At 57.4% G+C, this 21,099-nt stretch carries 18 protein-coding genes and 1 pseudogene; 8 read left to right on the top strand and 11 right to left on the bottom strand.

The features are described 5' to 3' along the window. Positions 1-31: 31 nt before the first annotated feature. The gene (locus tag CR155_RS11670; protein ID WP_102070216.1) at positions 32-970 is read right to left on the bottom strand and encodes a DMT family transporter; all 939 of its coding nucleotides are present in this window, start codon (positions 968-970) and stop codon (positions 32-34) included. A 233-nt stretch (positions 971-1,203) separates the two neighbouring features. Here CR155_RS11670 and CR155_RS11675 point away from each other — a divergent pair, with 233 nt between their 5' ends. Beyond that, positions 1,204-2,181, top strand: a complete 978-nt coding sequence (locus CR155_RS11675) for a bile acid:sodium symporter family protein (protein WP_199171743.1) — start codon at positions 1,204-1,206, stop codon at positions 2,179-2,181. Positions 2,182-2,248: 67 nt separating this feature from the next. Here CR155_RS11675 and CR155_RS20895 read toward each other — a convergent pair whose 3' ends face one another. Both CR155_RS20895 and CR155_RS21215 read right to left on the bottom strand, forming a co-directional pair. Then, positions 2,249-2,722, bottom strand: coding sequence for a VOC family protein (locus tag CR155_RS20895; RefSeq protein ID WP_233214235.1), 474 nt, complete (start codon positions 2,720-2,722; stop codon positions 2,249-2,251). Between the two features lie 69 nt (positions 2,723-2,791). Continuing rightward, a pseudogene (locus CR155_RS21215) lies at positions 2,792-3,274 on the bottom strand (YybH family protein); the annotation flags it as partial. A 50-nt stretch (positions 3,275-3,324) separates the two neighbouring features. Between CR155_RS21215 and CR155_RS11685 the strand changes: the two are divergent. Beyond that, a complete protein-coding gene (locus CR155_RS11685; RefSeq protein ID WP_102070218.1) occupies positions 3,325-4,020 on the top strand; it encodes a winged helix-turn-helix transcriptional regulator in 696 nt (231 codons plus the stop codon). Here CR155_RS11685 and CR155_RS11690 read toward each other — a convergent pair. Further along, a complete protein-coding gene (locus tag CR155_RS11690) occupies positions 3,989-4,888 on the bottom strand; it encodes a DMT family transporter (protein WP_102070219.1) in 900 nt (299 codons plus the stop codon). The two genes, CR155_RS11685 and CR155_RS11690, sit on opposite strands and share 32 nt — an antisense overlap. A gap of 99 nt (positions 4,889-4,987) precedes the next feature. Between CR155_RS11690 and epsC the strand changes: the two genes are divergently transcribed. Then, complete coding sequence (gene epsC / locus CR155_RS11695) at positions 4,988-5,959, top strand: serine O-acetyltransferase EpsC (RefSeq protein ID WP_102070220.1); 972 nt, start codon at positions 4,988-4,990, stop codon at positions 5,957-5,959. Here epsC and CR155_RS11700 read toward each other — a convergent pair. After that, on the bottom strand, positions 5,902-7,266 hold the full coding sequence (locus tag CR155_RS11700; protein ID WP_102070423.1) for a sodium-dependent transporter: 1,365 nt from the start codon (positions 7,264-7,266) through the stop codon (positions 5,902-5,904). The genes epsC and CR155_RS11700 overlap by 58 nt on opposite strands. Positions 7,267-7,360: 94 nt before the next feature. Between CR155_RS11700 and CR155_RS11705 the strand changes: the two genes are divergently transcribed. Continuing rightward, positions 7,361-7,906 carry a hemerythrin domain-containing protein gene (locus CR155_RS11705; RefSeq protein WP_102070221.1) on the top strand — a complete coding sequence of 182 codons (546 nt, stop codon included), beginning with the start codon at positions 7,361-7,363 and terminating at the stop codon, positions 7,904-7,906. On the opposite strand, the gene CR155_RS11710 is transcribed toward CR155_RS11705, so the two are convergent. The 6 genes from CR155_RS11710 to CR155_RS11735 form a co-directional block, all read right to left on the bottom strand. Then, on the bottom strand, positions 7,903-8,730 hold the full coding sequence (locus tag CR155_RS11710) for a type 2 periplasmic-binding domain-containing protein (RefSeq protein ID WP_102070222.1): 828 nt from the start codon (positions 8,728-8,730) through the stop codon (positions 7,903-7,905). The genes CR155_RS11705 and CR155_RS11710 overlap by 4 nt on opposite strands. 2 nt (positions 8,731-8,732) lie before the next feature. Then, complete coding sequence (locus CR155_RS11715; RefSeq protein ID WP_102070223.1) at positions 8,733-9,506, bottom strand: ABC transporter permease; 774 nt, start codon at positions 9,504-9,506, stop codon at positions 8,733-8,735. A 105-nt stretch (positions 9,507-9,611) separates the two neighbouring features. After that, a complete protein-coding gene (locus CR155_RS11720) occupies positions 9,612-10,607 on the bottom strand; it encodes an ABC transporter substrate-binding protein (RefSeq protein WP_102070224.1) in 996 nt (331 codons plus the stop codon). Continuing rightward, a complete protein-coding gene (locus CR155_RS11725; RefSeq protein WP_102070225.1) occupies positions 10,604-11,377 on the bottom strand; it encodes an ABC transporter ATP-binding protein in 774 nt (257 codons plus the stop codon). The genes CR155_RS11720 and CR155_RS11725 overlap by 4 nt, the downstream gene beginning before the upstream one ends. Before the next feature lie 115 nt (positions 11,378-11,492). Further along, a complete protein-coding gene (locus tag CR155_RS11730; RefSeq protein WP_102070226.1) occupies positions 11,493-14,960 on the bottom strand; it encodes a YhaN family protein in 3,468 nt (1,155 codons plus the stop codon). Positions 14,961-14,964: 4 nt separating this feature from the next. Beyond that, positions 14,965-16,221: a metallophosphoesterase family protein gene (locus CR155_RS11735; protein WP_102070227.1), complete on the bottom strand. Its 1,257-nt coding sequence runs from the start codon at positions 16,219-16,221 to the stop codon at positions 14,965-14,967. A 183-nt stretch (positions 16,222-16,404) separates the two neighbouring features. On the opposite strand from CR155_RS11735, the gene CR155_RS11740 reads away from it, so the two are divergent. From CR155_RS11740 to CR155_RS11755, 4 genes are all read left to right on the top strand, one after another. Next, on the top strand, positions 16,405-18,111 hold the full coding sequence (locus CR155_RS11740) for a methyl-accepting chemotaxis protein (RefSeq protein WP_102070228.1): 1,707 nt from the start codon (positions 16,405-16,407) through the stop codon (positions 18,109-18,111). 89 nt (positions 18,112-18,200) lie between these two features. After that, entirely contained in the window at positions 18,201-19,199 is a 999-nt protein-coding gene (locus tag CR155_RS11745; RefSeq protein ID WP_102070229.1) for a TRAP transporter substrate-binding protein, read from the top strand. A 62-nt stretch (positions 19,200-19,261) separates the two neighbouring features. Then, positions 19,262-19,804 (top strand): TRAP transporter small permease, encoded by a 543-nt coding sequence (locus tag CR155_RS11750; RefSeq protein WP_102070230.1) that lies wholly within the window; start codon positions 19,262-19,264, stop codon positions 19,802-19,804. After that, positions 19,801-21,081 carry a TRAP transporter large permease gene (locus CR155_RS11755; RefSeq protein WP_102070231.1) on the top strand — a complete coding sequence of 427 codons (1,281 nt, stop codon included), beginning with the start codon at positions 19,801-19,803 and terminating at the stop codon, positions 21,079-21,081. The genes CR155_RS11750 and CR155_RS11755 overlap by 4 nt, the downstream gene beginning before the upstream one ends. Positions 21,082-21,099 lie beyond the last annotated feature (18 nt).

Raw genomic sequence — 21,099 nt, forward strand, 5'->3', positions numbered from 1 at the left:
CGGTCACGCCGCCCTCGCAGCTGGCGCTGCGTCATCTGGCTGTGGAATCTTTTGCCGGCAATGTGGCCAACAGCAGGCCTCCGAGCGCAAGCGCGAAAGCGACTATCTGCACCACGCCCAATGCTTCGCCTAACAACATGACACCGACCAGGGCCGCGGTGACAGGAAGCATGACCGTGAAGACGCCTGCGCGCGACGCGGGCACGGATTTCAAGCCGGTCATCCACAACCAGACTGTCCACACGCTGGCAGCCAGCGCATAGAACAAGAGCAGCAACCACATTTGAAACGGGACGCCAGTAAAGTCGAAGTCGAGGGCCGCATGAATACCAAATGGGGTCATCAGTAAGAAACCCCATAGATTGATGACGGCACTGATCCGCTTGGGTCCCATGACTGCCGTGAGTTTCTTGCCAATCACGGCATAGGCTGCTTCACACAGCACAGCACCGACGATCAGCAAGTCCCCAAGCCAAGCCATCGCCGGCGCCGCCGTCTGCCCCAGCGTGTCGCCGCCTTGAAGGCTCGCTTGCACGCCTCCCCACGAAAGCAGCCCTATTCCCAACGCACCACATACGATCGCGCCCCATACGCGCAGTCCGATGGTTTCTTTCAAAAAAACCCAGCTCATGAGGGCTACAGCGGCGGGGATCGTGGACATGATGACACCCGCCGATACCGCGGTCGTCATGCTAACGCCATACAACATGCATATCGTGAACAGGAAATTCCCGAGGAACGACTCAAGGAATATAAGAATTCTTGTGTGGATCGAGAGCTGTGGTTCGCTTGCCGGCTTATGCAGCCATCGCGACATCGCAATAACACCAATGCCAAAGCGTAACCATCCCAACAGGAAAACCGGAAATACCAACGCCAGCGGCTTGGACAACGCAACGTAAGAGCCCACCAGGGACATGCTGAGAGCAAGACATGCGTAGGCAACCAGGCGGGTTCTGGGAATACTCATCGGGAATCATTTGAATTCATGGACCCGAAATTATGACGCACCCTGGAATACGTGCAAGCGCAATCACTCCACCGGAATCAAGCGCATTTCATCGGAGAGTACAATAAGGGTTTACCGCCATCGTGCGCGGTATCGCATGCATCCTGCACCCGCTTCGCCATTACGCCATGTACCGAATTGGCGTGGGCAAATCGCGACTGCTCCATCCTACTTACGCACTGAGGAAGTTCACCATGCAGGCTATTGCCCGCCTGAGCCACTTTGTTGGCAAGACATTTGCAATCTGGGTATTGCTGTTTGCAATACTTGCTTTTTTCGCCCCCGCACAATTCCGTTGGATCGGCCCCTACGTTGTGCCTCTGTTGGGCATTATCATGTTCGGAATGGGATTGACACTGTCCAAGGCCGACTTCACCGAGGTATTCAAGCGCCCAGGCACTGTCCTGATCGGCGTACTTGGGCAGTTCATCATCATGCCAGGCCTGGCATGGGGACTCAGCACCGGCTTGCAACTGCCGCCGGAAATCGCTGTCGGTGTGATCCTCGTCGGCTGCTGCCCTGGGGGCACCGCTTCGAATGTCATGACCTTCCTGGCGCGCGGAGATGTCGCACTATCGGTCGCAATAACCTCCGTAACAACGTTGTTGGCGCCGATAGTGACGCCGGCCCTCATCTACCTGCTGGCCAGCCAATGGCTTGAAGTCAGCGCGAGCGCGATGTTCTGGTCGATCGTACAAGTCGTGCTTCTGCCGATCGCATTAGGTGTCGTTGCGCAATCACTGTTGCGCGAAAAGGTGAAAGCTTGCGTGGACGTGCTGCCGCTGGTGTCTGTCGTGGCCATCGTGGCCATCGTGGCCGCCGTCGTGGCGGGCAATCAGGAAAAAATTGCGACGAGCGGCCTGATGATTTTTGCCGTAGTCGTGCTTCACAACGGCTTGGGACTGTTGCTGGGCTACTGGCTGGCAAAAGTCACCGGCCTGAGCGTGGCCAAGCGTAAAACAATGTCGATCGAGGTCGGCATGCAGAATTCCGGGCTTGGCGTGGCGCTGGCGACTGCACACTTCTCTCCGCTTGCGGCGGTGCCGAGCGCCATCTTCAGCGTTTGGCACAACATTTCGGGGCCGCTGGTCGCCACCCTCTACCAGCGCTTCAGCAACGACGAGGCCTATGTCGACACCGCAACATTGACTGCGGCGAAACCGGTCAAGTAGGAAAAAGCCCGTCGCACCATAAGTGGTGTCACGGGCTTGTTTCTGTCAGCCGTAATCAGGTGGGCGGCTAAGTCTTTTGCTGGGCGTCCGCGCCGCACATGGCCGATTTGGATGCTTCCACTATTTCTTCATGACTAAGGTCACGGATATGCGTGGCAATGGACCAGTGATGTCCGAACGGGTCTTCGAGCACGCCATAGCGGTCGCCCCAGAACATGTCATCGGCAGGCATGATGACTTTCGCGCCAGCCGCCACGGCGCGTTCTATTGCCATATCGACGTGGTCCACGTAAAGATGCACTGATACCGGCGTGCCTTTCAGCGTCGTGGGTGCCACGGCCCCACATTCGGGGAACTCGTCCATCAACATGACCACCGAATCGCCGATGCGGACGGCGGCATGCATAAGCTTGCCGTCAGGCCCGGCCAGCCTGCCCATTTCCGTGGCATTGAACGCCTTTTTATAGAATTCGACTGCATTGGCGGCGCCCGCACATACAAGATGCGGCGTGACCGTGTTCATGCCACGAGGCGTGGCCATGAGCTTGATTGATCCGTCAGGTTCTATGTCGAACAATGCTTTATTGGTTTGAACATCGAAGGGCGCGGATATGTGCTCGTGGGCGATCAGCCATGCGCTACCCGTCTTTTTGTAGCATGTGGTCATGCGCATCCAGGACACCCTTTGCTCATCTGTTTCATCCTTTGCACCGCAACTGAGCAGGCAATGGGCGAAAGCCAGGTTGCCGTCCACCGCAATGTCCAGTTCGCGCAGCTGGAAGGTCATGGAACTGTTGCACATCTGCATGCAATTTTCCCAGTGTTTGCCATATGCGTCAGCCCCTTTAAATTGCAACTGAACGATGGCGTCGAATGCCACCACATCAGGCGCGTAATGCGACATGATCATCTTCAGATTGTTCGCTTCCACCGCCTTCAGCCAACTTTCCACCCGTGTCCTGATCTGCGCCTGGGCTTCGGTGTTCGCACTGGTTACTGTATCCATAATGTCTCTCCTTTGGAAGTGACGACGCGCTCGAACGGCGTGCGCCAGACCGCCGAATGCGGCCCGTCGATCACAATTTACTATCATGTAGTCCTAAAGAACAACCTATCAGTCCTAAAAATGATAAACTCTTACGCATGGCAATAAAACGAAGCTACAACGATGCATGTGCCGCCGCACATGCGCTCGACCTTATCGGAGAACGATGGGCCCTATTGGTCGTGCGCGAACTTCTCCTTGGCCCCAAAAGATTCAGCGATCTGCGGCGCGGCCTCTCCGGCATCAGTCCCAATGTCCTGGCGCAACGACTGAATGAACTTGAAGCGGCCGCCGTCGTTCAGCGCTTGAGATTGCCACCGCCAGCCAGTGTTTGGGCATACCAGCTCACACCGTGGGGGCAGCAGTTGGAACCCATCGTTCTGCAGCTCGCCCATTGGGGCGTGCAATCAGCGTCTTTTCCACGCCCTTCCGGTTTGGGCGCCGACGCAATGATCCTTTCCTTGCGCACCATGTTTGTCCCTGAAAATGCAGAAAACTTATCCGCATCCTTGGAAATCCGCCTTGAGGACGATGTGTTCTTTGCCAGGGTCGCCGAATCGCGAATCGAACTCGGCAGAGGCATGCCCGACAGTCCGGACGCTCGCATTCAGGCCAGCACAGACGGGCTGCTCGGGCTGGCTTATGGCAAGATCGACCTGGACGAGGCGCTACAGGAAGGCGTCATCACGCTGACGGGCGACAAAGCCATAGTGCGATCGTTCCTGGCATTGTTCAGCCTGCCTGAAGGCGCATTTGGAGGTACTAGCGCCGCGACGACAGCACGATGCCACTGACGATCAGCGCAAACGCAACACCATGATATGTCTGCGGCATTTCACCCAGGAATGCCGACGACATCAGCGCGGCGAACAAAGGCGTCAGGTTATTGAAGAATCCGGCCGTGTTCGGCCCGGCGCGTTGCACGCCTAGCCCCCAGCAGCGGAAAGCGATTATGGCAGGCCCCACAGCCACGTACGCCAGACCCGCCACCAACGGCCAGCCCCAGTGTATAACGCTGTCGGTGAGCGCCCATTCGCCCGCTGCAAAAACCCCTGACCACACCACGCCGAACGAAATCTGTGCCAATAAGAACGTGGCCCAATTACGGCGAATCTCGGCGGGATCCCTGGCCTGGCTCAAAGACCAGCTATAAAAGGACCAAACCACGGTGGCTACCACCATGAAGACGTCTCCAACCACGAAACGCAGTCCCAATAGCTGATGCCATTCACCATGGCTCAACACGATAACCACGCCGAATACCGACAGGACGGCCCCTATGACCTGTTTGCGCGCTACCTTGGCATCGAAAAACAAAAAGCCGATCAATAACATCCATACAGGCATGCTGGCGCCAACCAGGGTCACATTGATGGGAGTGGAGGTATGCAGCGCGATATACTGCAAGGCGTTATAAAGGCCGATGCCCAGTAGTCCGAGTAGCGCATAGCGTCTGTAGTTTTGCCATAGGCCGCTAGTCCTGCGGAATATCGAATAGCCAATGGGTAGCAGAATCAGGAAGGCGATCGCCCAGCGCAAAAAATTCAGCGTGATCGGAGGTATCAAGTCGCTGAGCAGACGCCCTACCACGGCATTACCAGCCCACAAAAAAGGCGGAACGAGAAGTAAGAATGCGGTAGAGGGGGTAAGTTTGTAATCCATGGATCCGGTTCCAGCACTGCCAAATAGATTGGTATCATACTTACTTACCCCAGGCATATGACGCCTGGTTGCAGAATCCAGGCCGGAGCCCATCATTCCATGGCAGTTTTCGACATCAGCCCCATCGTTAATTCGCTCAATGCGATACGTCAGGATTGGCGTACTTCTCAGGGCCGCTCCCGCGAGCCGGGCGGGCGTGAGTTCCCTTCGCCCCAGGCCCTGACCAAGATACTGGATGACCTCAAGGGCGTGCTGTTCCCTATGCGGCTGGGTCCCCTGGATCTGCGCCAGGAAAGCGAGGACTTCTACATTGGCCACACATTGGACTCGGCGCTGCACGCCCTCCTACGCCAGGTTTGCCTCGAACTCAGGTATCAAACGCGGCACCACGGGCTCACCGAGCCGGAGATCGAAGCCAGGGCGACCACGGCTGTACAGGCCTTCGCCGCCGCCCTGCCCGACATACGCCGCTTGCTTGACACCGACGTATTGGCAGCCTATCACGGCGACCCCGCTGCCCGTAGCGTGGACGAGGTCCTGCTCTGCTATCCGGGCGTCCTCGCCATGATCCACCATCGGATTGCGCACCAGTTCTATATCCAGGAATTCCCGCTGCTGGCCCGCATGTCGGCCGAACTCGCCCATTCGCAAACCGGTATCGATATTCATCCTGGCGCGCGCATTGGCCCCAGCTTCTTTATCGATCATGGAACCGGCGTGGTAATCGGAGAAACCACCATCATCGGCGAGCGGGTTCGCATTTATCAGGCCGTCACGCTGGGCGCAAAGCGCTTTCCGACCGACGCCAACGGCAAGTTGGAAAAAGGTCTACCGCGCCACCCCATCGTCGAAGACGATGTCGTCATCTATGCGGGCGCAACAATACTGGGGCGCGTCACCCTAGGCAAAGGATGCACCGTAGGCGGGAATGTGTGGCTCATCGACGATGTGCCGCCGGGCGGACACGTGACACAAGCCGATTCCCAAGGCATGCAGAGCTGTGATCCGGCCGTTCACAGCAACCCCAGTCCCCTCAACATGACAATCAGGATGAGTACCGGCGACACATAGCGCAGCAAGAAAAATATGGCACCGGCAAGGCGGGCGTTATTCAATGCGCCGCCATTCGAGACGGCGAACGTGAAGCGTTCCCGTCCCCAGCTCCAGCCGACGAATAGCGCAATGAATATTCCGCCTATCGGCAAGAGAATGTTGGAAGAAAGGTAGTCACTGAGATCGAACAGGTTCAGGCCGAATACACGGAACTCTGCCAGTGCGTTATTGGACAAGGCGCAGCCAGACCCGACGATCGCCAATATGACCAGGGTGTACAGCGTTGCGCGTGCTCGCGACAAGCCGAAGCGCTCATGCAGGATAAGCACTGGCACTTCCATCAAGGAAAGCATCGCACCCGTCGCGGCCACTGCCGTCAACACAAAGAACACCACCATCAGTCCATGTCCCATGGGTATCTGGGCAAATACCGCGGGTATGGTGATGAACACAAGCGACGGACCGGCGGATGGCGCAAACCCAAACGTGAACACCGCCGGGAAAATGGCAATGCCCGCCAGCAGCGAAACGCAAAGATCGGCAGTCATGACGCGGAATGCCGTGCGCGGAATATTCTGGTTATCACGGAAATAGCTTCCGTAGGTCATCATGGTGCCCATGCCTATGGAAAGCTTGAAGAAGGCAAGCCCCATGGCCGTGAGCACCACGGACGCGCTGAGCTTGCTGAAATCCGGGCTGAACAGGAAAGCCAGTCCATCGCCCGCCTTGTCCAAAGACAGGCTGACACTGCATAGCAGAAGCAGCAACAGGAAAAGTAGCGGCATCAATCGCTTGGTGACGGCTTCAATGCCCTTGGAGACCCCACACAATAGGATGCTCCCGATGAAGAGCAGCACCAGCCACTGCCACAGCAAGGACTGCAAGGGGTCGCTGATCAGCGTATCGAAAGCCCGTTGCGTCACGACGGGATCGTTGCTGAGGATGGATCCGCGCATCGCCTTGAGCACATAGGCAAAGACCCAGGCGACGACCTCGGAATAAAAGGCCATGATAAGGAACGACGCCAACACACCGGATGCACCGATCAACCACCACGCCCTCCCCGGGGCAAGCCCGCGCAAGGCTGTGATGGGATTTGCCTTGGCCTGACGACCGATCGAAATCTCCGCAATCATCACGGGCAGGCCGATCAGCAGGGTCGCCAGAAAATAGACCAGTAGAAAACCGGCGCCGCCGTTGGCGCCCGTCAGGGAAGGGAACTTCCAGATATTCCCAAGCCCGACGGCCGACCCCAATGTGGCGGCCAATACACCAAAGCCTGATGTGAAGCCGTCGCGCTTCGCGCTATGATTAACTGTGCCCATGATGCCTGGTGTCGATGTGTGTTGGAAACATCGAAGAATACAGGATTCAGAGGCTCGTTTTTCTGCCACGACCAACCGCAATACGGACCATTTCATGGGAACAGACTTTCCGGGTTATTCCGGCCCGACCGCCAGTGTCGAAGTGCCACTCGAGATGCTGGCCGCGTGCCATCACAGGATCCAGCGGCAATGCATCACGCTGAAACGCCTGGCTGCGCACCTGCGCCTCCACGGCAGCGACACACAGGCCAGCACGGCCGCCACCGGCATCCTGCGTTATTTCGACACTGCGGCGCTCCATCATCACGCTGACGAAGAGCAAAACCTGTTTCCCGCCCTCATCGAGTCTATGGCCGGATCCGACGCGGTCTGCATCCGGGAACTGACCGGGGGCCTTACGGCCGACCACCGCCGGCTCGAAGCGATGTGGAAAGGCCTGCGGATTTCATTGCAGCAAGTAGAAGTGGGCAAGCCGGCCTTGCTGGACCAGGATGAGGTGGATTCGTTCACGCATCTGTACGAACGTCATATGAAGCTCGAAGAAGACGAACTGCTTCCCATGGCCAAGCGATTGTTAAGCGAGAGTGAAATCACCCGCATTGGACGCGCCATGCGCCAGCGCCGCGGCATACCGGATTAATGGCAGTCGGTGACCGTCTGGTCCAGGTATACCTCGAATGCAATGTCCTGCGCCGCCGACGTCGTAAGCTTCTGAAGATAGGCGCTGTCCGCCCAGTGCCTGGTCACCTCGCTTAGTGCTCCGCGCGACAGCGGATCACTGGATGATATGACTATGGCGAGGGGCGCCATGTCTCTGACCGGCAAGCGCGCAGAGAATTTTTTCCATTCGGGAAGCTTGATCAACTCATTCAATATGGCGCTATCGTGTACGGCAGCGTCGCAACTGCCAATACGCAGGGCGAGCAGTGAGTCGGCGGGCGCCCTGAATGACTTCTCGACCGCACCGTACCGGGCCGAGATTTGACCCGAGTAACGTCCACCCTCTGCCAGGCAGACCGTGCGACCCTTCAATTGTTCCCAGGTCTTGATGTCCGTGTCATTACGCATGATGGCCATGGCGCCCGACGAATACCCCGTCGGAATCATCCTGGTGGCGGGAGCCAGGGCTTCGGGGTCGCCGACCGGCACAAGCAGCACTCTGGCCTTCCCGGCAGCAAGCACATCGTCGGGTTTGGCAAGACCGACGCTAACGGTTTGCCCTGGGAGGACCAAGCGCTTGGCAAGGTCTTGGACCAGCGCCGCGGCAACGCTCTCCGGCGTGCGCACCTTTTCACCAGCAACGAACGCTGGTGGCACATACTGCACACCGGCCAGCAGCGCATCCTCCGGGGGCTGGCCCGGCATCGATTGACCAAATGCGATGCCCATGCTGGCATACGACAAGGCAACCGTCGCAACTCCTCGGATCATGACAGCGCGATGTGGCAAGGCAAAATAGTTCATGGCTATACGTACTGGTAGCGGAGCAGCTTGCGCTTCAAGTTTTCCAGAATGACTTGGTCGATCAAGGTTGCCAAAATGGCGATGGTAAGAATGTTGGCCATCACTCCGATCATATCGGCCGTTTCGCCTGCGTAGGCAAGTGAACGGCCAAGCCCCTGTCCGAAACCGATCAGCATCTCGGCCGAAATCAAGGCCCGCCAGGCATTGCCAAACGCCAGCTGGGCTCCGGTAATGAGTTCTGGCATGACCGCCGGTAAATACACACGCTTGAGCATTTCCCAACGGCTCGCCCCCATGACGCGTGCGGCGGAGACGTGAACATTCTGCACGCTTTCCGTGGCATTCATCACCGACAATGCGGCCGGGAAGAACGCGGCCAAGGCAATCACGACAATGATGGGCATATTGCCAAACCCCATCATGATCAGGAACAAGGGCACCCACGCAATGGAAGGAATGGACTGCAGGATGATGATGGCCGACTTGAGCACTTCACGAAAGAAAAACAGAACGGCACCGATTAGACCGAAGCCTATGCCGAACAGCAAGGCAAAACCGTAGCCAAAACCGAGCCGTGTCAAGCTGCCTGCCAGCACACTGCGGAACTCGGCCGTTTGTACGTCTTCCCAAAGACGGACCATGACCGTGGGAACGCCCGGCATGAGAAAGTCGGGAAGTATCCAGGCAGCAACCTGCCAGAACAATAATATGGCCGCGACCGCGACAACCATGGCAAGCTTCTTTCGGTAACCGGTGAGGCGAATCTGGGTGCTCATAAATGCTTTTAAATTCAGATGGCCGGGCTATCCCGGCCATCTTCGAACAATAGGACGCGACTGCGGGAGGCTACCCGCAACGCAAGGCCTGGAATTATCGACCAATTACAGCTTGCGTGTGTTTTGCCATTCCAGATCGACAATATTCCTGACGACGAACTCGGAACCGTCCTTGGTCTTCAAGGCACCGGCCTCCTGCATGATGTTGGCAATTTCCTGCATGCGATCCAATTCCTTGGGCGTCAGCACGGCACTGAACGTCTGGCTCTTGATGGCATCGCTGATGACTTTCTCGCGGGGCACGTCGCCATGCTTGAGTGTCTTGAGCGTAGGCTCTGCAATAAAATAGCTGGCAATAAGCTTGGCGGCTTCATCAGGCTTTTGCTCCATCAGTTCAATTGCCTCGCGCTGGGCATCAAGCGATTTCCAGACGCCTTCTTTATTCTTCTTCAAGATGTCGCCTGAAGTGATAACCACCATGCATGGGAAAGGCCAGACTTCGCCAATCTCGTAGATTTGTGTGACCGGCGCGATGAGACGGGCAATGCTGGCTTGGGGCTCGAACAGAAAAGCCGCATCCACCCGGCCCCCGACCAGCGACTGGACCGCCACTTGGGGGCTTACCCCCATAATAGTCAGATCATCCGGACCCAGCTTGGCATCCTTTAGCACCACGCCCCGCAGCACGGTATCTGCGGTGCTGCCCTCTTTCTGTGAGGCCAGCGTATGACCCTTCAGGCCAGCAACATCCTTGATATTGGCATCGTCACGCACCAAAATGGCATGGAAACCATGTTGGGCGCCACCCACGACTTTCAAGTCGGCGCCTTTGGATGACCACGAGGCAGCGTTGGTGAATCCAAGCACACCGGTGTCCAATTGGCCGCCCACAATGGCCTTGATCAAGTCGGTCCCCGACTTGAACTCGACCAGCTCGACGTCCAGGCCGTGCTTCTTGTAAAACCCGCCTTCGTACGCCGCAATTACCTGGGCGTCGTCCATGACGCGCAGATAGCCGACTTTGAACTTTTCGGCGGCGAAAGCCTGTCCGGCCATGGCCATCACGGCCAGTGCAGGGATCAATAAACGTGATAGCTTCATACTTCCATTTCCTCGATTAATTTGGCAACGTCATCCTGCTCGGCGTGAATGCCAAGCAGGCCTAGGATTTCCCTGCGCATGGCTGCAAATTCCGACAGATCATGCGTCTTTTCGTGCCGTGACAGACTGAATTCCTTGAGCACCGTCGCGGGACGGGAACTGAAAACCAGGATGCGGTCAGCCAGGAACAATGCCTCGTCCACATCATGGGTAACCAGCAATACAGTCGGTCCAGTCTCGCGTATCAGTTGGCGCAACGCATCTTGCAGCGTCATGCGCGTCAGCGCGTCCAGCGCGCCAAATGGCTCGTCAAGCAGCAAGGCTTTGGGATTCGAAATAAAGGCCCGCGCAAGCGCCGCGCGTTGACGCATGCCTCCCGACACCTGGTGGGGAAAGTATGCTTCAAAGCCCTGCAGCTTGACCTTTTTCAGCCATTCGCGCGCCTGTTCGCGTGACTGCTGCTTATTCATGCTCTGAAACTCCAGCGCCAGCGACACGTTCTGTTCCAGCGTCAGCCATGGATACAGCGCGTTTTCCTGGAACATCAGGGTACGTTCAGGATCCGGCCCCAAAATCGGTACACCGTCGACCAGCATTACACCCGCCGATGGCTTTTCAAGCCCGGCGGCGATATGCAGCAGCGTCGACTTACCGCAACCCGATGGACCGACCAAAGCGACCAGTTCACCGTCTTGTATGTCGCGGCTGAAGTTCTCAATAACGGGCAAGCCGGAGAACTGTTTGTCTATATTCTTGAAGGACAGCTTCATTGCATCTCATATTACGGATCGGTTATATCGAACTTTACTAAGCCCGCTAATGTGCCACAAGAACTTTTATCGTCTTTGCTTATGCATGAAAGGAATATAGAACTCGCAGTCCGGATTACAGCAATACAAGGTTCATGCCGTCACCAAACACCTTGCGCGCCGTTGGAAGCAAATGATCGTGGTGACTCAGAAAGATGACCTGAGTACTCCGCGACAGGTCGGCAAGTGCGCGCAGGCCCGCCTCGGCTCGCGCATCGTCGTAATTGATGAATAAGTCGTCAGCGATAAATGGCAACGCTGGGGCCTGTTGCAGGTGGAGTTCCAGCGCCGCCAGGCGCAATGCCAGGTAAAGCTGATCGCGTGTCCCGTCACTCATGCCGCCAATTCCCACCCGAACCCCATCGCGGCGCAAGCCCTCGAGCACCATGGGCTCGCGATCGAAGTCGACCGCGAGACGCTCGAAAGAGCCCAAGGTCAGGCTGGAAAACATCGTTCCCGCCCGTGCCAGCATCGGGCCCTGCTTTTGCTCGCGATAACGATCAATGGACCATCGCAACAGGCGCGCGGCGGTGAACACCTTGATATACCGCTCAGTCACGTCGGCCATGCGCGCCAGCGCCTCCTGGCGTTGCGACTCGGCTTTGGCTGCAGCGTCGGTACCCGCGATGGCATCGAGCCGTCGAGTTGCATCAGCCAGTTCGACGGCAAGACGGGTCTGCTCGATCGTACCGGAGTCGATATCGGCATTCAATACATCCAGTTGTGCGATCAATTGCGCGTGATCCACACTTTCAACTTCATCCTGGATCTGCGTCCGGGTGCAGCCATCACCAATGGTCCAGAGTTCGGCTTGCCCCTTCGTTACCGTTTCCGAGAGCGCTCTATGCCGGTCCGATTGCGCAATCGCCTGTCTCAACTCGTCTTTGTTGACGACGCCTGCGCGCTCGAACAAAGGACGCAGCCTTGCGCTGGCGGACAGAATCGCTTCGTCGGCCTGTTGCAGTTGCGCCTGAACATCCTGCAACTCGCGGCGTAAAACCGTTTTCTGTTCCTGGGCTTGACGGGTCGTGTACAGCCTGGTCATCAGGTCACGACTGGCCTGGCCCGGCTCGACGCCCGCGGGATCGAGATCCAAAGCTTGCAGAAGCCGGGCGGCCATGTTCTGGAAACCCTGCAGTTCGCTGCGCATGACATCCATCTGCTCAACCCGTCTCTGCCGTATCAACTTGAGCTTGTCCGCGATGGTTTCCATTAAGCCCAAGGCCGCCTGAACTTCCGCTGCCACCCGTTCGCCAGCCAGACCTGCCTCGGCCAGGGCCGCCGTCCATTCCAGCGTCCACTGCTCCATATCGCCGGCGGCGACGCGACCGGCTTGCTGCAATGCCGCCAATATGGGTTGGGCTTCCGTCAACTGGTCCGCCAGCGCTGCACGCCTGACGCGGGCGGCTTCGCCTGCATTGATGTATTCGTGGGTCCGCAGGCAACTGACCGTCAGCGTGTCGGTGGTCGATATGGGTAATCCCGCTGCATTCATTGCCTTGTGCAGGGCATGGAGCACACCTCTTTGAACGGCCAACACGGATTCGTGTTCTTGCCGCGTCAGGGCTAGCTGCTGCAACGCCCCAAGTGCTTTATCCTTTTGTGCCGACCATTCGGGCATGGTGTCCAGGGCCATGCCCGGCACGCCCAGACGGCGGCAGGTGTCGCGCCATGCATCGTCGAACTCCATCAAACTTGCTTCGACAGAACGGCACAGTTGCCCGGCATAATCCTGTTTTTGCCGCTCCTGTTCGCATAGATGCTGCAGGCTTTGAAGCGCGGCCGCCTCCTGGGCATTGTCCAGCCGTGCATCGGCCAGCGAATCGGCCCGGACCATGGTCTCCTCGAATGCCGGCGCCCCAGATTCGAGCGATACGGCGCCATTGCGCAAGGAACGCCACATGCCGTCGCGATGCTCACGCGCTTGGAGAACATCGTCGACCGTAACCGGATGGTGCATTTGCAGATACTGACGTAATGCCAATTCGCGTTGGCCGACGGCTTCGGATAGTTCGGCAAGCCGGGACCTGGCTGCTTTCACGTCCGATGATAGCTCCTGGCGCTGCGCGAGCAGACGCGCGAGTGCCTGCGAGGATGGTAACTGCAAGGAAATGAGCCTCGGCACATCATGGAACCATGTCCCTAGCGCTGCCAATGCCTTATCCAGGTCCATCTGCGCCCTATCTACCGCGACGGCAGCCTTGTCGAGCGCGGCTTGCGGCTCGCCCAGCGCTGTAGCGCGGTCCAGCGCAGCGCGTAATTCAACGGGTACGTCAATGACGGGCAACTGATTCAATCTCGCTCGCCACGCTGCGATCTCGGACTCCCGGCTTTGCACGGCGCGATTGGCCACTTGCAAGGCCTGGCGCAGGCCGCCAAGATCTCTCAATAGCTGTTCGATGCGCCGACGCACAGGAAGGGGCGGTAACCACGCGTGCATCGCGGCGGGGTCCATGGATTCCGCAGCAGGCCAACCCAATTCCAGAGCCGCTTCCACAGCGTCTTTCCATAGCGACGCACATTCCCCCTCGTAACGCTGAATATTTTGCTCATGTGTCGCATATCGATGACGCAGGGTATCGAGCGCCTCGATATCAGCGCCCAGCAAGAGCACCTTTTCGTCAATGCTGATGTCCCTGAGAACCGCCACAAGCCTTGCCGCGTGTGCACTATGAGTGCTCTTTCTTTGCTCGGCCCTGGCCAATTCGATCTCGGCCGACGCAAGAACGTCGGCCGCATCGACTGGCAGCTGGATAACTGTTCCTAGTCTCTGTAGCGACCTTTCATGTTCCCCCAGCACGGCCACCGCAGGGGCCAGGCGCCGTATTCTCTCGAGCCGCACCCGTTGCGCGAGCAGCTGCTGCTGTCGCTCCCGCCCTTCGGTCATTGCCTGCTCCAAGTCCCGCACGCGCCCGTGCGCCTCTGTCCACTCGCGAGCCCGCACGGTTACGTCTTTCAGCGCAGCGTTGGCCCCATCGAGTTCTGCTTGCGCCATATACCATAAGCGCTCCTTGGATTTCTTGGGCGACCACAGTAAAGAGGCCTCGGCTTGCAACGCTTCATATACCTTTCCAAGGCTCGCCACCCCGGCGGCCGCCTGGAACAACACCTGTCCAACGTCATCTTGTGCCTTGAGCATATCGTTGCCGCCACGCACCAGGCGCGGATGGTCCAGACCAAACATCTTGTCGAAGAAATCTCCGGTGGCCGTACCCAGATAGGCATCCAGCACGGTGTCGGGAAGAGGCGTGCCGTCGGGTGCACGCAGCGTATTCTTATTGCCTTTGACGCGCTGAAAATCCAGCCTGCCGCCAGCATGCTCGATGATGGCCTGGAGCCTGAGCTCGCTTTTGGGATGCAGGAAGTCCAGCGTGGTACGTATCGGAAAACCGAAAAGCAGATCCGAGAACGCTTGTCTCAGCGTGGATTTTCCGGCTTCGTTGGGGCCGACGATCATGTGAAAATCATGGGCGGCCAAAGGGAGTTCGATATTCCTGTCGGTAAACCTGCCATAACGTGAAAGTTCCAGATGGTTGAGTCGCATGCCGCTATTCTCCCTTTGCCAGATGGGCGACCAGCGACGGCCGAATCTCGCCTATCAGCGCGGTGAGATCGCCGCCCTTGATATCGTCGAAATGTGGCACGGCATTTCTCAATTCCAGCGGCACCTTGCCCAGCAGCCCGCACAAATCGGCGTGCAAGGCCTTCAGAAAAACCGGGTCGTCCTGAGCGCCGGCCAACAAGTCCTGGAGATCGGCCAACGCATCGGCGCGTTCGCGCAACGATTGGCCATCATCTATCGCATGGGTATCCAGCCGAACCTTTTCCAGCCAGACCCTGTCATTGCCCAGGGCCGCAATCGATGCGAGCACCTCCTGGCGCAATTGCGCTTCCATACTGAAGAGTTCGCCATGCGCCGCCGTTCTGCCGCTGACGATTACCCGAACAGCCAGCGGTATCGATTCCGTCGTGGCTTCCACCAAGCCTTCCAGCGCCTGCCCTATGGTGCGCGCCACGTCCTCAAAATTTGAACAGCCGGCCACATCGACATCAAGCCGGTGCCAACGCAAGACATCCACATAGACACGTTGTACATCCAACGCGCCCGACGGCCCAGATTCGACCAGTACGGCGCCGCGGGGACCTGTTTCCCGGATATGGCGCCCCTGCAAATTGCCGGGGAAGACCACGAGGGAATCGCCACGCCACAAGGCGTATTCGTGCACGTGTCCTAAAGCCCAGTAGTCGTAGCCCTTGGCATGCAGTTCGGCAAGGCTGCAAGGTGCGTAGGTGGCATGCATGGCATTGCCCTCAAGAGCCGTGTGCAGAACCCCGATATTGATCAGGCCTGGCACAGCGTCCGGATAGGTGCCAGCCAGGTTCTCCAGCGTGGCGGCATCCTTGAAGCTGCGGCCATGCAGCACAACTCCCAGGGAGTCCAGACGAAAACTGCTAGGCTTTCGGCTCTCGAACACAGAAACGTTTCTGGGCAGCAATAATTTGCGCGTCATCTCGCTTTCCGCGTCGTGGTTCCCATGAAGCAGGTAAACAGGAATATGGGCTTTGTCCAGCCGCCCCATCTCCTTCACAAAATAAAGCCCAGTGTTGTAGTCCTTCCAATTGCCGTCATAAAGATCCCCTGCAATCACCATGAAGTCCACCTGTTCGTCGATTGCGAGGCTGACCAGGTTGGTGAACGCGTCGCGCGTTGCCGTGCGCAATCTTTCGACCGGGGCATCGGCATAGGAGCTCAAGCCGGTAAGGGGGCTGTCCAGATGTATATCCGCGGCATGGATGAATCTCACGTATGTTTCCTTCTGTGGATGAATGAACCGACGAGGAAAACAGTAGCATGCCGCCAAACATGTCGTTTGCTTCCTGTCACATACCTGCAATGATGCACTGCAATAATTCGCCGACCACGAACAGCCTGGCCGCGGCGTAAGCGTCCAGGCTGCACAAAAACCGGACAGCCAAGAAAAGCAGATATGTCGAATTTCTTCTCACTAAAAAAAAGCTTTATTTTCTTCCTCGCCGTCTTGACGTTATTGTCGCTGCTGGTCCTAAGCGCCCTCTATAACCTGGCTCGAAGCGCGGACAAGGTGAAAGAAATAGAAGGATTGCGCTATGCGGCCACCGAACTGGCTACTGAATACAAGACAATCACCCGCGCCATGACCCGGGATGTCATGGCGTTCGTGGCGACCGAGCAGCCCGAGTTCCAGGAAAGCTATATGCATCATGCGGCTATCCTGCGCGGCGAGGCTACCAACGATCGGGGCACTCAACAATCCATGATCGAACGCTTCCAATCGGCGGGATTCACGAGCGCCGAGATGAGCAAGCTGGAATCGGCGCTTGCGCAAAGTGCCGGATTGGCCAAAACCGAGATAGAAGCGATAAGCACGGCCAGCGGCCAATTCGATGATGGACATGGCGGCATCAAGGTGGCGCTGCCGAACGCACTGATGGCCAAGGTCATGGTCTTTGGTCAACAATACACCGATGCCTCGAACGCCATTGCCCGCACAATAGACGATTTCGACACCATGCAGGCCGAACGCTACGAGCAGGAACTGCGCCAGGCGGGGGTGGCCAACAAAATGGCCTATCGGGTAGCGGTCCTGAGCATTGCAGTACTGCTGGTGTCGAGCATTCTCGCTCTATGGGCACTCTATCGGGTTATCAAGCGTCCTCTCGACCAGGGTGTGTGGCTTGCGCGGGAACTCGCAAGCGGAAACCTGAGCGCAGAGATCGGCATCAGCCGGCGCGACGAACTCGGCGAATTACTCGAAGCACTCAATGGCATAGGACGGGGATTGAATCGCGCCGTGGGCGAGGTACGGGATCGCAGCATGCATATAGCCATTGCCTCACGCCGTATATCCAGGGGCAATCGAGACTTGTCGCATCGAACCGACGAACAGGCGGCCAACCTGCAGCAAACGGCGACTGCAATGGAACAACTGAACGTCACAGTAAAGCAGAATGCCGACCATGCGCAGCACGCCTGGCAACTCGGCAACCAGGCGGCCGGGTGCGCGGCGCGTGGAAGCACTACCATGCAGATCGCCGTGGACACCATGCAGCAAGTTCGTCGAGGTTCGAGAAAAATGACGGATATCGTCAAGCTCATCAACAGTATCGCCTTCCAGACCAATATCCTCGCACTCAATGCTGCAGTAGAAGCGGCGCGTGCCGGCCAACAAGGCAAGGGCTTTGCCGTGGTTGCCACGGAGGTTCGAAGCCTGGCGTTGCGGTCTGCCCAGGCATCAAGAGATATCGAAGACCTGATAGCGGAGTCGGCCGCGCAGATGGACGCCGGTGCGTCCCTGGTCGACAACGCAGGCAGCTCCATGAATGAAATTGTGCAATCCGTACAGCAGGTTCAAGGCATCATGAAAGAAATTGCCGCGGCGTCGCGCGAGCAAGCCAATGGCATGGCGCAGATAGCGCTGGCAGTGGGCCACCTGGACACCATCACGCAAGAAAATGTACAGCAAGTACAGCTGGCCGCCCAAGCCACGCTGGCACAACAGGAACAAGCCGATGGTCTGGCCGCGACCGTGGCAAGGTTCACTCTTGCGAATGCGTACCACCCTGTGACGGAAGAGCCGCATGCGACAGCGCCCGACGAAAACCCGGCGCGTCGCGACTTCACTCCTTATTCCGGCAATCTGACCTATGAAGCGTAACTAATTTTTGACATAGTGAATGTAGACCGGTAGAGTTAACGCACAGTCGGCCAGTTCGAGCGGCGATAACTACACGGAGACAGCCCTAAATGAAAACCGCAACCAGGATACTCACAATCTTGGGCAGCAGTCTTGCCCTGTCATTTTCCGCTACCGCATTCGCGCAAAACGCTATCGTCGTCAAATTCAGCCATGTCGTGGCCGATGCCACGCCCAAAGGTCAAGGCGCCATCAAATTCAAGGAACTCGCCGAAAAATACTTGCCCGGCAAGGTGCAGGTACAGGTATTTCCGAATTCCCAGTTATTTGGCGACGCCAAGGAACTCGAAGCCGTCCTGCTTGGCGATGTGCAGTTCATAGCGCCTTCCCTGTCCAAGTTCGATCGCTACACTAAAAAAGTCCAGCTGTTCGACCTTCCCTTTCTGTTCGACGACATGGCGGCTGTCGACCGCTTCCAGCAAAGCGCAGAAGGCAAGGCTTTGCTCGATTCCATGACCAATCGTGGCCTCAAAGGTCTTGCATACTGGCATAACGGCTTGAAACAGCTCTCCACCAATAAAGACAAGCTTACGCGGCCTGAAGATGTCAAGGGCCTGAAATTCCGCATCCAAGCGTCCGACGTTCTCGAAGCGCAATTCCGGCAGTTGGGCGCAAATCCTCAAAAGCTTGCCTTCAGCGAGGTTTATCAGGCGCTGCAAACCGGCGTGGTGGACGGACAGGAAAATACCTGGTCCAACATCTACTCCCAGAAATTCCACGAAGTCCAGAAAACCATCGCCAATACCAACCATGGCGTCATCGACTATATGGTTGTGACAAATGCCAAATGGTGGGACGGGCTGCCGCCAGATGTGCGTGGCGGATTGGAAAAGGCCATGGCCGAAGCCACGACTTATGCCAACAATCTTGCCGCTGAACTCAACGAGCGTGATCGCAAGCGGATTGTCGAGGCCAATAATGCCAAGGTGCAGACGCTCAGCAAGGAAGATGTGGGCGCCTGGCGCAAGGCTATGGAGCCCGTGTGGAAGAAGTTCGAAGGCGACATTGGCCCGGAACTGATCCAGTCGGCGCTTAAATCCAATTCATAGATTCCAGATTACGGCCGTGCCGGCACGGCCGTTTGCTTACGCCCGACATCCGGAGCAACACGATGAAGAAAGTCTGGTTCGAGCGACTGGAAGAGGGATTGATTGCCTTTTTGCTGGCCGCAATGACGCTCGTCACTTTTAGTCAGGTCATAGCGCGCTATGTATTCAATTACAGCTTTGTCTGGGCGCTGGAACTGACCACCTTTCTGTTTGGCGGCTTGATCTTCCTCGGGATTTCCTACGGGGTCAGGGTGGGTGCGCATATCGGCGTGGATGCGCTCGTCAAAATCCTGCCGCCCAAGCTGGCCCATCGCGTCGGGCTGGCAGCTACATTGCTTTGCATTCTGTATAGCGGCATTGTATTTGTCGGCGGTTGGATCTATGTCAGCAAGATGTATGACATCGGCATACTGGCTCAGGACATCCCCATTCCGCAATGGATACCCCGTCTGGTCATGCCCGTTGGATTCGGTCTGCTGTTGCTGCGTTTCGGGCAGGTCATGTACAACATGCTTCGCGGCAAGGATGCCGCGCTGCTTGGCGATGAAGTCGAAGATGCGCTCAAGTATCGCAGCGATGAAGACCTGCCCACGGAGCAAAAATGACCACTGCCGCTCTCTTCATCATGTTGTTCGCATTCATGTTCATGGGCATGCCGGTGGCCGTGTCACTGGGGCTATCGTCCATACTGACCATCCTTCTTTTTGGTCATGATTCGCTCGCCTCGCTCTCCCTGAAAATGTTCGAGACGTCGGAACACTTCACCTTGATGGCCATTCCGTTCTTCGTATTGGCGGGAGCGTTCATGACCACGGGCGGCGTCGCCAAGCGCATGATCCGATTTGCCATTGCAGCAGTCGGCCACCTGCATGGCGGCCTGGCCATTGCATCGGTCCTCGCGTGCTGCTTGTTTGCCGCCGTTTCGGGCTCGTCACCTGCCACTGTGGTTGCTGTCGGGTCCATTGTCATCGCGGGTATGGTGCGATCGGGCTATCCGCAAGCCTTCGCCGCCGGCGTCATCTGCAATGCAGGCACGCTGGGCATACTCATTCCGCCCTCCATTGTCATGGTGGTATACGGTGCAGCCACCGAAACGTCAGTGGGCAAGCTGTTCATGGCTGGTGTCGTGCCAGGTATTTTGCTGGGCCTGCTGCTGATGATTGCCATCTATATCGTCGCCCGGGTCAAGAAGCTGCCGCGCCAGCCCCGAGCGTCATTGAAAGAAACATTCAGCGCCGCGCGCGATTCCTTCTGGGGCCTGATGCTGATCGTCATCATCCTGGGCGGTATTTACGGCGGAATCTTCACGCCCACCGAAGCCGCCGCCGTCTCAGCCGTGTATGCCTTTTTCGTTGCGGTTTTCGTGTACCGCGATATTGGAATGCGGCAAGTGCCGGAAGTGCTTCTGGACGCCTCGAAAGTCACCGTCATGTTGATGTTCATCATCGTGAACGCCCTGCTTTTCGCTCATGTCCTCACCACCGAACGTATCCCGCAGGCCATCGCCGAACAGATCATTGCATGGGATATGGCCGCCTGGCAGTTTTTAATTGTGGTCAACGTCCTGCTGCTCATTGCCGGCATGTTCATGGAGCCGACGGGCATCATACTGATTCTCGCTCCCATATTGTTCCCCATCGCCATGCAATTGGGCATCGACCCGGTCCATCTGGGCATCATCATCGTCGTCAATCTGGAAATCGGCATGGTCACCCCTCCTATCGGGCTGAACCTTTTCGTTACGGCAGGGATCACCAAAATGTCTATCGGGGAAGTCATGCGTGCAGCCTCGCCATGGCTGTTGATCTTGCTGAGCTTCCTGGCGTTGATTACATACATCCCCGCCATTTCCTTATGGCTGCCTGAACTTAAAATTTTCTAGCTGAATCTTGTCACAAGC

Source organism: Pollutimonas nitritireducens, from assembly GCF_002849615.1.
GTDB classification, from domain to species: domain Bacteria; phylum Pseudomonadota; class Gammaproteobacteria; order Burkholderiales; family Burkholderiaceae_B; genus Pollutimonas; species Pollutimonas nitritireducens.